The following is a 13,638-nucleotide window of genomic DNA, read 5'->3' as shown; positions in this document are numbered from 1 at the left end:
CTGATGTGACCTTATTTTGCGCGATTGATAACGATTTGCGACAGTAGCGGTACAGGACGACCTGTAGCACCTTTGTCCGCGCCTGATTTCCAAGCAGTACCAGCGATATCAATATGCGCCCAACGATACTTTTTGGTGAACTTAGAAAGGAAACAGCCCGCCGTAATGGTTCCTGCCGGACGACCACCTAGGTTAGTAAAGTCAGCGACGTTACTCTTCAGTTGTTCGTGATACTCATCCCAAATGGGTAAACGCCACACACGGTCATTCGCCATGTCGCTCGCGTTTTCGATTTCGTTAGCTAGCGCATTATTGTTACTCATGACGCCTGAAGCTTCGTGACCTAGCGCAATAATCACAGCACCAGTTAAGGTCGCGATATCAATGACGATTTCAGGATCGTACTTTTCAACATAGGTTAAGGCGTCACATAGAACCAATCGGCCTTCGGCGTCCGTGTTAAGGATCTCAATAGTTTTACCTGATAAAGAGGTCACCACGTCGCCTGGGCGTGAAGCGCCACCGCTTGGCATGTTTTCTGCCGCTGCAACTACACCGACAACATTTATCGGTAAGCCCATTTCCGCAACTGCCTTGATTAGACCGAAAACCGAAGCTGCGCCACCCATATCGAACTTCATTTCGTCCATACCAGCGCCTGGCTTTAATGAAATACCGCCAGTATCAAAAGTAATACCTTTACCGACAAAGACTAAAGGCTTGTTGCCTTTTTCGCCGCCGTTATACTCCATGCAAATTAATTTGCCCGGCTGATCGGAGCCTTGTGACACAGAAACAAAAGCGCCAGCGCCCATTTCTTTGAGCTCAGACTCGTCCAGGATATTGGTGCTCAAAGAAGAGTATTCTTTGGCTAAGTCTTCCGCCATTTTAGCAAGGTAAGTTGGGTTACAAATATTACCAGGAAGGTTAGCTAAATCACGCGTTAAGGATTGACCCGCTGTAATAGCGCAAGCGTGGTTGATGGCTTTTTCGCCTTCGGCTAAGTCAGCGCGCGACTCGATGAATAGAGTCATTTTGCGTAGTGGACGGCGAGTTTCTGATTTCTCGCTTTTTAACTGCTCAAAAAGGTATAAGCTGTTGTTTGCAGCTTCAACGGCAAAGCGCACTTTCGAGTAAAGCTCTTGGCCTTTGACGTTAAGTAAAGGGAGTGTGTTAATCGCTTCAGTAGCACCGGTTTCGTTTAATAACTTGATAACTTTGCCACTAATTTTCTTGTATTTAATCGCGTCAAACTCACGCTCTTTACCACAACCGACTAATAATACGCGGTCACAGCTCGTGCCAGGCACATTGTGAAGCAGTAAAGTTTGACCAAACTTACCTTCCATATCGCCACGCTTAACGATAGCGTTGATATAGCCTTCGCTAATGTCGTCAATTTGTTGCGCTGGAGCAGATAGTTTTCGTGATTCAAATACGCCGACGATTAAGCAACCTGTTTTTTGTTTTTCTGGGTTACCACTCTTTACAAAGAATTCCATAGATCACCTGCAAATTGTTAATTTTCGTTTATAATGCCGATATTGGCATAAACCGTGCCCATAGTTTAACTGATATGCTCATAAATACCAGTAAATCAATGGGGTAAGGGTATGAGAAAACCTTGATATTAAGTCGTTATTTAAATCGTGAAGTCTTCACTAGCACCTTAGCAATTTTAGGGGTGTTGTTTGCTATTTTTCTTAGCCAACGCATCGTTAAATACTTAGCTCAAGCCGCTTCCGGGGATATTTCTGGCACCATGGTGTGGCAGATGGTTTTGCTGTACTCGCCTGTTTTATTAGGGTTTTTATTGCCATTGGCGTTTTTCCTGGGGTGTCTATTAGCTTTTAGTCGACTCTACGTTGATAGCGAAATGGCTGTGCTGCGCTCAGTTGGTGTAAGCGAACAAAAATTAATCAGCTTATTAATCCCGATTGCTGTTGTAGTCGCGCTAATAGGTGGTGCTGTTGCATTATGGTTAGCGCCGGTGGCCAACGAGACCACTTATCAAATTCGCGATGAACACGCCAGCAAGCTTGAGCTCAGTATGCTTGAGCCTGGACGTTTTCAAGTATTCCAGGAAGGTGAGGGGGTGGTTTACGCAGACTCTTCCGACAACCCTAGCCATTTAGGTAACTTTTTCCTCGCCGAGTTACCGACGGACAATAACCCTTATACGCGCATCATTTCAGCTAAATCTGCCGAGCGTTATTACGATGAAGAGCTGGATAAAAATTACTTACAGCTAAATGACGGTTTGGTCTATGAGCTAGATGCGGATAAAAATGTTCGCAAAATCACCGAGTTCGAACATTATTACGCACGATTAGAAGCCGAACGTTCGATAGTGTCGCGCCGGAAAATATCAGCAACACCAACCATGGAGTTGTTGCAGGCTGGCGATGGTGATAGCTGGGCGGAATTGCATTGGCGCTTAGCGGTTCCCTTATCAGTGCCTTTCTTATTATTCTTAGCCATTCCATTGAGCCGCGTCAGACCACGTGAAGGGAAGTTCGCCAAAATGCTTCCAGCTTTGATGGTTTATATCGGCTATATCGTATTGATTGTTGTTTTCCGCAAGTGGGTCGAGGCAGAAAAAATTCCTGGCTGGTTAGGTTTTATTCCAATCTACATCGTGATGGGCTTGTTGGCAGCGAGACTGCTTTATGCCCACGGCCGAGCCAATACTAAAAACAATGGCACGCCTTCTGCCAAGGGGAGTGATTCATGAATATTTTAAGGTTTTATATTGGCAAAACCATTCTGGCCACGTCATTGATGACCTTAATGACCCTGGCCGTGATTCGTGTGTTATTTGCGCTAATTGACGAAAGTGGCGACTTTGGCAAAGGCTCGTATGCCTTTATTGATGGCCTATCTTACTCGCTTTTACTTTCGCCTCAATACATCTATGAGTTCTTTCCAATGGCAATTCTTATTGGTTCGATTGCCGGCTTAGGTATTCTCGCTTCGCGAAGCGAGCTGACAGTGATGCGCGCGGCGGGTAAAACGACGGGACAAATTATCGGTGCGGCTTTATCTTATGGGTTGATACTGATCGTGTTTTCGATATTTTTAGGCGAATTCGTTGCACCAAAAACGACCTTGATGGCTGAAAATTTAAGAAACCGTTCATTATATGGCGAGCAATTTGTCGATAGTAATCAAGGCCTTTGGCTCAAAGATGGTGCCAATATGGTGCACGTGGGCGAAGTGATTGGTTCTTCACGGCTCAATGATGTCACTGTGTACGAGTTTAATCGTGAGAACGAATTAACGCGGATGACCAATGCGAACTCTGCCGAGTTAACCGACGGTGACTGGAGCTTGTATGATGGTGTGACGACGCAACTTGGCTCAGATGACAGCGGGAAGGGTGAAGATAAGTCCATTAAGCGTTTTGATAAAGTGGAACGTACTACCTTTACCGAGCAGTCGTGGGATACTTCGGTTAGCCTAGATAACCTGTCGGCATTAAGCGTCGATCCAGAGAATATGAACCTAATCAATCTTTATCAGTATCGAACCTATTTAGAGAGTAATGGTTTAGATGCACAGAATTACGATTTAGCTTTCTGGCAGAAAGTATTTCAGCCGATTAGTACTGCCGTTATGATCATTCTAGCCGCATCCTTTATTTTCGGGCCAATGCGCAGTGTCTCTATGGGAGCGCGAGTATTAGCCGGAGTACTGACGGGAATGGTCTATTTCTTCGCGGTCAGATCCTTTGGCCCCGTGAGCCTAGTGGCAGGATTGCCAGCCTTTATTGGCGCTTTAATGCCACCGCTAATTTTTGCCGTAGCGGCTTGGTATTTATTGAGAAGGGCGGGCTAGAATTTCCTGACCCTGTACAAGGATGCCATCGCGAGCGACAGTAAGGCGCGTGGCGATCTCATGAAGCAATTTATTGTAGCTAAAGAAGCTTCCAATAAAATCAAACAGATTGCACCCAAGGGCATGCCCTTCGGTCACCAAGGGTCGCTTTGCTCCTTCGTATTGACGGAAGAATGCTTATTTCTTCTTTTCTTTATGAGGCAAAGCAACGACGCGTGTTTTAGTCAACATATCGTGCCAGCCGAGTTTTTTGCGGTTGAGCGGGCTGATAATCATGCCGATCCCAAAAATTGAGACGATTGCTCGGGCAAAAGCTTGGCCTAGGGTTACTGGCTGCCCATTGTCCTTCACTACCATGATTTTCCAAGCACTCATCCCAACAGTTTGTCCGAAGCGAACGTGGCTTCCGACAAAGTAGAGTAACAATAGTAATGTTGGGAATAATGAATAAAGTTTGTAAGTTAGTGAATCTTCCCAACCGCTATTTACGCTCATATCATCAACCCCAAGCATCCAATGAATTAGGGGGAAGGTAAACAGGCCCCATAGGAACCAAATCGCGACGCTAATCAATATGTCGTATAACCAAGCTCCTAGCTTTTTTGTAATTGGCGCTGGAGTCGTGATGAGTGGTTGTTGTGTATTTTTAGCCATGTTGGTTCTTTTTGATAAAAAACTGACGCTAGTCTAGCAAAAGCGAGCCTTTGCGACTACTTGAAAACAATGGTAGCAATATTTATTAGCAACAGCTTTAATAGCCTGATCATTCTTGATATAACAGGTCAGTTGTTGATTAAAGTAGGTATAAAAATGACATTTACAAAAACATTAATGATTTCAGGCGCTCTATTAATGAGCAGCTTTAGTTATAGCGCGCAAGCTGGCGAAGACTACAGCCAGTGGTTGCAAGAGTTCTTTCAGGATGTACAAGAATATCGAATGTCGCAAAACCCTGTGTGGGCAGCGCGTGAGGGTGACGAGTCGGCAAAAGGTAAGCTGCGCGATGAAAGCCCACAAGCATATCAAAAGCGTAAAGCTAAACTCTTAGAGCTGATAAGTGAGTTGGAAAGTATTAAACGCGAAAACTTGCTGGAAGACGAGCAGATTAGTTATGACATGATGATGACTCAGTTGCAGCAAGAAGTGGCGGAGATTGACTTTAAAACCTATGAAATGCCATTAACCTCTGAGTACGGCTTTCATGCCCAAACCACCTACTTGATGAACTCTTTCCGCTTTAGGACAGCCGAGGACTATAAGGATTACATCGCTTTGTTGTCGGCGGTACCGACATTCTTCGAGCAGAATGTGAGCAACATGCGAGCAGGTATGGAGCGAGGCTTTACAGTGCCACGCGCGGTACTTGATGGTTATAGTGACAGCATCAGCGTCTATATTAAAGATAAACCGCAAGACACCGTTTGGTATCGTCCTTTTGAAACCATGCCTGATTCTATTAATGCTGAAGATAAAGAAGCCTTACAAAAAGAAGCAGCAAAGGTCATCAGCACTAAGGTCGTGCCACAGTATCAAGCTTACTTAGAATTTTTTGAGAGTGAGTATTTGCCTGGTGCTAAGAAAACGATTGCTGCCACGGACTATCCCGATGGTAAGGCTTTCTATCAGAACCAAATTAAGCATTATACGACCTTGGATTTAACGCCAGACGAGATTCATGAAATTGGTCTAAAAGAAGTCGCTCGAATTCGTAAAGAGATGGAAGAGGTGATTGAGTCCACTGGCTTTGAAGGTACTTTTGAAGAATTCTTACACTTTTTACGTACCGACGAGCAGTTTTACCCAAAGACTGCTGAAGAGTTGCTGAAAGAAGCCGCTTACATTTCTAAGAAAATGGACCACAAATTACCTAAGTTCTTCGGTAAGTTGCCGCGTCAGCCATACGGTGTCGTCCCTGTGGCCCCAGAAATCGCACCCAAATATACTACGGGTCGCTATTCGGGCGCGCCTATCGATAGTGATAGAGCTGGGGAATATTGGGTTAACACTTATGCCCTCGATAAACGTCCGTTGTATAATTTAGAAGCGCTCACCTTGCACGAAGCTGTGCCAGGCCATCACTTACAGACTGCACTGGCGCAAGAATTAACTGACTTGCCTAAGTTCCGTCAAAACACTTATATCTCAGCGTTTGGCGAAGGTTGGGGCTTGTACAGCGAAAAACTTGGGCTAGAAGCAGGTTTTTACCAAGACCCTTATAGTAACTTTGGTCGTTTGACCTATGAAATGTGGCGCGCCATGCGCTTAGTCGTCGATACAGGTATGCATGCCAAAGGTTGGAGTCGTGAAAAGGCCATCGAAATGATGGAAAACAATACCGCACTTTCGACGCTTAATGTCAGAACTGAGATTGATCGCTACATCAGCTGGCCTGCACAAGCATTATCGTACAAATTGGGCGAGCTAAAGATCCTAGAGTTACGCGCTAAAGCTGAAAAAGAGCTGGGTGAGCACTTCGATATTCGTAAGTTTCATGATGCCGTGTTGAGTAATGGCTCTATTCCGCTAAGCGTACTGGAAAATCAGATTCACCAATTTATTGAAGACGAAAAGAACGCTATAGCCGAAAAACGTTAATGTAATGAACGAGTTATAAGTTCATTTAGAAAAGCATTTTAGCCCGTTCTGTGTATCGGGCTTTTTATATTCTGAAGAATCTCTTGACTTGAGTTGTTAAATTATCATAATGATACCCAAGGGTTTCAATAAGAGGTGTTTAACTCTCTTTGTGATAGCTGTTCAGATATTGGGTTTAATGGAATGGAGTATAGCTATGAGTCAAAAGAATTGTGCAGAAACAGTGGATAGAGTTCAAACAGGGGTCGCCCGTGGGATGCTCGTATGCGGTGTTACTTATTTAATTTTGTTATGGGAAGCGTTAACTGAGAAAGGTCGCTTGAACGAAATATTAGATTTTGCGGCAATTATTGGCTCAGCTGTAACCGTGATAGTGACGTTTGTTTCCTTATGGCCAGTTATTAAGCAGAAACTGACTGGTAAAACCCTTGTGAAAAACGAAGCCGAAAGCTTTGTTTCGGGCGCAATGTTGGCGAGTTTTAAAAATGGTTGGATTGCTTTAACCTTAACCTTGGTTGTTTTATTAGGCACGACAAAGTTTTTGGACAGTCTGGCGCTACCTTTAAAATTTTATTTCGTATTATTGTTCGCTGTAGCTGTGTTATCTGCCAGTATTAGCTTTTTTTGGCTTACGCGCGATGATGACTTAGAAGGGCTTGAGGAGTAATTATGCACCCTGAACTCGATAATAGAATACGGGTTTTTCGGGCCGAACATCGAATGAGCCAGAGTGATTTGGCGGACGCAATTGGCGTCTCTCGTAAAACGATCAGTACGATAGAGGTCGGTAAATTTGTCCCCTCAACCATTATTGCGCTGAAAATCGCAAACTACTTTAATGTCAGTGTAGAAGATGTATTTAGCCTGACGCAAAAGAACGTAGAAAGCACTTAAAAACGCCATTCTTGGTATTGCAAAAGCAGCTTTTTGCTTTATAATGCGTCGCTTCTTTCGGGCATATTTTTGCACTGAATTAGAAATGCCAGAGTGGTGAAATTGGTAGACACAGGGGATTCAAAATCCCCCGCCTTCACGGGTGTGGCGGTTCGAGTCCGCCCTCTGGTACCATCTTTTTAATATCTCAGCTTCCTGCTATAAATTCTTGTTATTTTTGTAATTTTCTCTTTAGAGCCTCTGTCCTAGCAATAATTTTTGTTAACTGAGTCACATTAATGCTTTATGGTACTCAGTCCTTGGACGTCTAAACTCCTAAAAACCTATGTATTCATGCTAGTAATAAGTCATATTTGACATGGGGTTGGTCTTGGGTGTTTGAATCTTCTAGTCATTAAATTATTTTCTTGTTTGAAGTTTTCCTAGAAAGCTTTTTAGTATATAGCTTTTCTATCTTTCTTTTGTTTGAAAGTCTTCGTTTATATTGCTATTCATAGTTTAAAACGTGCGTTTTTTACAGGATCTTCTATTGGTGCTATAAATTTATTCGGCTTAGTTAATCTTATGAGTTTTGTTTTCTAGAATCGAACTTGCTCAGCTAGGGATTTTACTAAGTATTGATATAACAACAAGCACATAACAACGATAGGGGGTATCGATGTTTAAAAAATTCTTGCTGCTAACCGCAGCTATTACCTTTAGTGGACTGGTTTCGGCAAACACGGGTGTTGCGTTTGTTCATGGCACCGGTAGTCAAAGCGATGCATACAACGATTACTGGACGGGGAGTTTTGTTCAGTCGGTTGTAAAAGGCCTTCCAAACTCAAGTAACTACACGGTTATAAATTGTGATTTCACGAAATATATGTGGACTTCAGGTGCAGCCGGGTGCCTAGCCGGACAGTTAACTAACTTTATTAATCAAAAAAATATATCCAGTTTAACCATAATTTCACACTCCAATGGTGGTAATGTGACGCGCTGGATCATGTCTAATCCTACGTGGGATAGCCGCTACCCAAACATCATTAACCGTATTGATGAAGTGATTGCGCTAGCGCCTTCGAGCGCAGGCACACCTTTGGCAGATGCTGTGATCGATGGCAATGTTTTCGAGTCAGCACTTGGTTGGTTACTTGGCTATAAAAACGATGCTGTACGAATGCAGCAAGTGGCTTGGATGGCGAGCTATAATGCTAACTGGCTCTATGGTACTTCTGGTCGCCCAGCGCTGCCGAAGCCATTTCGTAGTGTGGTTGGCACAGATGTTGAGTCTGCTATCTGGGACAGCGACAGTTATTGTGGTGGCTACTCACAAAATGTCGGTCTTGAGTTTACCCAAAATTGGCTAGACAGTTGCTCCGATGGTTTCTTAAATTGCAGTTCGCAGAATGCCGCAGGATCCGTTTGGTTTTATGACACCAGTAAAACTTACGGCGACGAGCCACTCAGTCATGCTCAGAGCCGCCGTAAGTGTTTCGGCTTAGATGTCTTTCTGCGTAACCGAATTTAAGGAGTTGTCATGAAAACTGTATTATTAACATCGATCATTGTTTCACTCTCTAGTACGGCGGTAGCTAGCGGTAATGTTACAAGTAAGTCGGAACGCGGCGACGCTTACACAGGAATTAGCCAGCCAACCACACCGACGTATCCAGACAGCGAGCGCGAGTTGAAAAGTGTCAGTTATAGTTTCCCTATTTCGGATATCAATCAGCTCGACTTCTCACAAAAGCAGGCGCATGTTCAAAGCCGTCAGTATAAAGTTGATGTCAGTGGTGCTCAGTTAAAATCTGGAGTGACATTAAATACATCAGCTAAGGGTGCTTTAGTGCGAATTTCTGCGTTTGATGGAAAAAGTGCTATAGAGCCTAAACAATTATCAGTAAAAACCTCAACAGGAAAACTGTATAAGCAGGGAAAAGCCTTCGATACTCTGGTCAGTAGCGATGTCATGCAAAAAAATGGCATGGGTTTTCAGCAGGGCACCACGGGTTTTAAGCTTGATGATAGTTTAGGAGCCGGTACTTTCACTCTAAAAGCGGATAATGCCATAGCCAGTCATGCTAAATACCGCGTCAATGTATTCGAAAAAAATAGCGATACCGAGATGCACTTAACCGCAAACAAAAGTAATTATCTAAAAGGGCAGGCACTAAAAGTTGACGCCAAGGTATTTAACCTTGGAAGAACTGAAAAGATAGTTTCAATTAAAGGGAAGTTGGTATCACCATCCGGTAAAACTCATAAAGTAAGCTTTAGTCCTTCAAAAGAGGGGTATGTCCTTAATAAGCCGCTTGATATGACGGCTGACTCGATCCCTGGTGCTCTTTGGGAACTGCATACTGAAGTCCAAGCCAAAGTGGGCGGACAGTTAGTGCAACGTAATGGCCAGCTACCATTTGCTTTTGCACAAAAGACGGCGAGCATTTCGGCCAAGCCAGTGGTTTCTGGACAAAAGCAAAGCCCAGTGGCAACTATTCCAGTCAATGCTAATGTTGATGGTCGTTATGAAGTTCGTGCGATTTTATACGGCACGACAGAGGATGGCAGTCTTAAGCCAATCATGATGACGCATAGTGCTGCTAACTTAGCGGCTGGTGAGGGTGCCATTATGATGAAGTTCGATCCTCAGATTTTAGCTAATGCTGGGGTTACTGCACCTTATAAAGTCGAACAGTTAGAACTTCGTGATCAAAACCAAATGGCCCTAATTGATTAACATAGAACTTTGCCACTTACTCAAATTATAAGGCGCTATTAGCGCCTTTTTTGTGGCCAATCGACTATATAGAGTGCTTCTAGCAGTTATATTATTTAATAAAAGTTAGTCAACGCTGGGCTATCTCCGCTTAAAGTAGCCTAAAAGTGTACAAAGTAGCAAAATGTAACAAAGTGTGTTTATGTGGTTTTTTGCTTGCACGAAATCGACAATTTACTTTTAATAACTGATTAAGCCACATAACAATAATAATCGAATGATAAAAAACGTACTTCCTAGCTTAGCGGTTTTCTTAGTATTAGCCTGTGCAAATCAAACTGATAATAAGTCTCCACAGACCTCTTCAAACTCATCAGAAATCCAAACAAGCCAAGAAGAATCGACCTCAGAAGGGAATGGCACAATAAGAAATAGAATTTGTACCAGTCCTCCTGCACCACAGAATATATGGAAATTAGAGCCTATGCTTAAACAAAGAGGCCTAATCAAGGAGGGTATGACACAGCAACAGAAAGAACAGGTTATTCGTGATTATATTAATAAGAAAAACTCAGCTTATACTCAATGTATCAAAGGAAAATAATGATGAAAATTAAGCTATTATCAGGCTTGCTTGCAGCAGCTCTAACACCAGGTGTTAGTTTGGCCATCAATAGTGCAGAGACTTCAGCGACGCCTAAAGACCCTGCTATCGTAAACCAAGAGCGCATTCTTTACTGGATAGAGCAGAGAGGCGAGATAAAACCTACAGCGACAGAGGCAGAACGTCAAAGTGCCATCAAGACGTACCTTGGTGACATGAGCAATAGCTCTGTCAAACGACCGAAGCTTGAGCAAGTCAGGCTTCAAAAACATCACTCCAGCTATAAAAGTGGTCAAACTCAAGCGCAAAAAAACGCGCAGAATACAACGGTTAAAGTGTTAGCCGTATTGATTGATTTCCCAGACTTAAAGCATGATGCACATGGCTTAACTGCTAGTGACACAGACATGTATTACAGTTCCTATCCGGTGTCGCACTATCAGGATCTTATGTTTTCAACCACAGGTTTCGCCGGACCAAGTGGGCAGAACCTGACTTCTGGTTATCAGTACTATCAGAATGAGTCAGGAGGCTCTTTCAGCTTCACTGGTCAAACTTATGGTTGGGTAACTGCTGATAATAATGCGAAATATTATGGCGAAAACGATGCTGATAGCGATAATGACAAAAACGTACCGGAGCTTATAAAGGAAGCGGTTACTAAAGCTGTTGCAGCTAATAATATCAACCTTGATGAGTATGATATTGAAGACCCTTATGACTTAAATGGTAATGGCAATGTGAACGAGCCGGACGGCATGATCGATCACGTTATGGTTTATCATTCAAGCATTGGTGAAGAAGCTGGAGGCGGAAAGTTATCAAGTGATGCGATTTGGTCACACCGTTTCTTTGTAGATACGAACACGAATGGCTATACCATACCTGGTACCGATAAAAAACTATTCGGCTATACCATACAGCCGATTGATGCCGCGACTGGTGTAGTCGTGCATGAGTTTGGACACGATCTTGGTGTGCCTGATGAATATGATATTGATGGCTCTGAGATTGGCTCTCCTGTTGCATACTGGTCGGTGATGGCTGGTGGCAGCTGGGCAGGTGAAATCGCCGGCACGCAACCCACAGGCTTTAGTCCTTATGCCAGAGCATACTTCCAGACGGTATTCGGGGGTAACTGGATTAATGAAGAGGTCATTAACTTTGACTCAATGGAGCCGGGCTCAAGAACTATCGACTTAGTTGAAGCTGTTAATCATAGCAGTGGTTTAAACCAGATCCGAATTGATGTGCCACCGGCGCATGTCAATTTTGACGCTCCCTATTCGGGGAGTTATCAGTACTATTCGAATGAAGGGCACTACATGAACAACAGTCTTTCATTCTCAGCTGATATTCCTTCATCAGGAAGCACTACGTTAAGTATGAAAGCTCGTTGGGATATTGAAGACGACTATGACTACGCTCAAGTATTGGTCAACGGCACTGCAGTCGCAGGCAATCATACAAAGATCAACAATGCATATCATAGCGTGACGAACTTTATCACTGGTAAATCCAAGGATATTACGGGTTCAGAAGGTACTTTAGGCTGGGTAGACTTAACTTTCGACTTGTCAGCCTTCGCTGGACAGTCAGTTACTATTGAAGTTGCCTATGTGACTGACCCAGCGGTAGGTGGTTATGGATTGGTGATTGATGATATAGCCTTAAATAATGGCTCTGACTTCTATAGTGATGGTGCGGAAACTGAGGGTCAGGTAACTCTAAACGGTTTTCTCCGTGTCGGTAATACTAAGCCGGGTAAGCCACAAAACTATTGGGTTCAACTGCGTAGCTCAAATGGTCAAGATGAAGGTTTAACTCAGACAGTTTACACGCCTGGTGTTTTAGTTTGGTTCGCTGACGAAGCTTACAGCGATAATAAAGTCGCAGAGCATCCAGGTCATGGTTTCTTAGGCGTTGTTGATGCTGATCAGAATCCAGTAATGCGAAATGGCGTGATCGCAAGCTCTACGCTACAAGTAATAGACGCTGCTTTCGGCCTTTATGCCCAAAAGAACTACAGTGGTGATTCGCACCTAAGCCCAACAGCCAAGTTTGATGATAGTTTGGATTATTCATTGCCAGAGCAGCCACAGTCAGGCTTAGTCCTACCTGTGAATGGTTTATCTATCGAAGTAAAGGCTCAGGCGTCTGATAGTAGTACTGCTACGGTCGAAATATCGAAAGCATCAGCAGAGCTTGTAGCAAACTTTGGTTTTGATATTAATTATCAAACCGTTACTTTCTCTGACAGTACGGTAGGAGGCGACAAAAGTTACAGTTACTTATGGGACTTTGGCGATGGCTCGGCGGCTTCTACGGATAAAGCGCCAACTCACAGCTATGCGCAGAGCGGTGTTTATGATGTAACGTTAACGGTTACAGATGGCGAAGCTACGGTTAACTCTAAAACGAAGCAAGTGAGCATCGCCGAAGCATTGCAAGCTGAATTGCTCACAGTTGTTGATGGCGCTACAGTATCGGTTTCAACCAACATCGTTGGTGGTGCAGCTGATTATAGCTATGCATGGGACTTTGGGGATGGCACTACTAGCACTCAAGCTACAGGGCAGCATACTTATGCACTTACCGGTGACTATACTATTAATTTAGTGGTTACTAGTGCGGATAAACAGCAAGTCGAAACAAAGAAGTCCGTATCGGTAATAGCGCCAATGAATGCTTCATTCAGCGCCGCGGCTGATGGTCTAAAAGCTAACTTTACTTCAAGCGTCAATGGTGGCGACGGTAGTTATAGCTATGCTTGGAACTTTGGTGATGGTAGTAGTTCTACAAGTGCCTCACCAAGTCATACTTATGCAGAAAGTGGTGCTTACACTGTTGAATTAAAAGTGACCGATAGTACTGGCGTAGAAAAGGTTGTAACTAAAAGCATTAGCGTGCAGAAGAAGTCTTCTGGCGGTGGTGGTAGTGCAAGCTTATGGCTAATCTTATTATTAGCTGCGAGCTCAGTGCTAAGACGCAAACGTTAATAGACAGA

General features: G+C 43.7%; 11 protein-coding genes and 1 tRNA gene. 10 read left to right on the top strand and 2 right to left on the bottom strand.

What is annotated here, in order from left to right; all coding sequences use genetic code 11:
• Nucleotides 1-11: 11 nt before the first annotated feature.
• A complete protein-coding gene (locus ABD128_RS01375) occupies nucleotides 12-1,502 on the bottom strand; it encodes a leucyl aminopeptidase (RefSeq protein WP_343985464.1) in 1,491 nt (496 codons plus the stop codon).
• 122 nt (nucleotides 1,503-1,624) lie between these two features.
• Here ABD128_RS01375 and lptF point away from each other — a divergent pair, with 122 nt between their 5' ends.
• On the top strand, nucleotides 1,625-2,734 hold the full coding sequence (lptF, locus tag ABD128_RS01370) for an LPS export ABC transporter permease LptF (protein ID WP_343985462.1): 1,110 nt from the start codon (nucleotides 1,625-1,627) through the stop codon (nucleotides 2,732-2,734).
• On the top strand, nucleotides 2,731-3,837 hold the full coding sequence (gene lptG, locus ABD128_RS01365; protein WP_343985460.1) for an LPS export ABC transporter permease LptG: 1,107 nt from the start codon (nucleotides 2,731-2,733) through the stop codon (nucleotides 3,835-3,837). Before lptF ends, lptG begins: the two co-directional genes overlap by 4 nt.
• A 177-nt stretch (nucleotides 3,838-4,014) precedes the next feature.
• On the opposite strand, the gene ABD128_RS01360 is transcribed toward lptG, so the two are convergent.
• Entirely contained in the window at nucleotides 4,015-4,491 is a 477-nt protein-coding gene (locus ABD128_RS01360) for an RDD family protein (protein WP_343985458.1), read from the bottom strand.
• Nucleotides 4,492-4,647: 156 nt separating this feature from the next.
• Between ABD128_RS01360 and ABD128_RS01355 the strand changes: the two genes are divergently transcribed.
• From ABD128_RS01355 to ABD128_RS01320, 8 genes are all read left to right on the top strand, one after another.
• Entirely contained in the window at nucleotides 4,648-6,432 is a 1,785-nt protein-coding gene (locus ABD128_RS01355) for a DUF885 domain-containing protein (protein WP_343985456.1), read from the top strand.
• Between the two features lie 196 nt (nucleotides 6,433-6,628).
• Nucleotides 6,629-7,099: a hypothetical protein gene (locus tag ABD128_RS01350; RefSeq protein WP_343985454.1), complete on the top strand. Its 471-nt coding sequence runs from the start codon at nucleotides 6,629-6,631 to the stop codon at nucleotides 7,097-7,099.
• Nucleotides 7,100-7,101: 2 nt separating this feature from the next.
• Complete coding sequence (locus ABD128_RS01345; RefSeq protein ID WP_343985452.1) at nucleotides 7,102-7,326, top strand: helix-turn-helix transcriptional regulator; 225 nt, start codon at nucleotides 7,102-7,104, stop codon at nucleotides 7,324-7,326.
• 87 nt (nucleotides 7,327-7,413) lie between these two features.
• Nucleotides 7,414-7,500 (top strand) — tRNA-Leu (locus tag ABD128_RS01340).
• A 484-nt stretch (nucleotides 7,501-7,984) separates the two neighbouring features.
• Nucleotides 7,985-8,839 (top strand): hypothetical protein, encoded by an 855-nt coding sequence (locus ABD128_RS01335; RefSeq protein WP_343985450.1) that lies wholly within the window; start codon nucleotides 7,985-7,987, stop codon nucleotides 8,837-8,839.
• A 9-nt stretch (nucleotides 8,840-8,848) separates the two neighbouring features.
• On the top strand, nucleotides 8,849-10,048 hold the full coding sequence (locus ABD128_RS01330) for a DUF4785 domain-containing protein (protein WP_343985448.1): 1,200 nt from the start codon (nucleotides 8,849-8,851) through the stop codon (nucleotides 10,046-10,048).
• Between the two features lie 256 nt (nucleotides 10,049-10,304).
• On the top strand, nucleotides 10,305-10,631 hold the full coding sequence (locus ABD128_RS01325; protein WP_343985446.1) for a hypothetical protein: 327 nt from the start codon (nucleotides 10,305-10,307) through the stop codon (nucleotides 10,629-10,631).
• On the top strand, nucleotides 10,631-13,630 hold the full coding sequence (locus ABD128_RS01320; RefSeq protein ID WP_343985444.1) for an immune inhibitor A domain-containing protein: 3,000 nt from the start codon (nucleotides 10,631-10,633) through the stop codon (nucleotides 13,628-13,630). The genes ABD128_RS01325 and ABD128_RS01320 overlap by 1 nt, the downstream gene beginning before the upstream one ends.
• The last annotated feature ends 8 nt before the right edge of the window (nucleotides 13,631-13,638 follow it).

Origin of the sequence: Kangiella japonica, assembly GCF_039523535.1 — a bacterium.
Taxonomy (GTDB): domain Bacteria; phylum Pseudomonadota; class Gammaproteobacteria; order Enterobacterales; family Kangiellaceae; genus Kangiella; species Kangiella japonica.
Note: the sequence above shows the minus strand (reverse complement) of the source record. Positions and strands in the feature narration are given on the sequence as shown.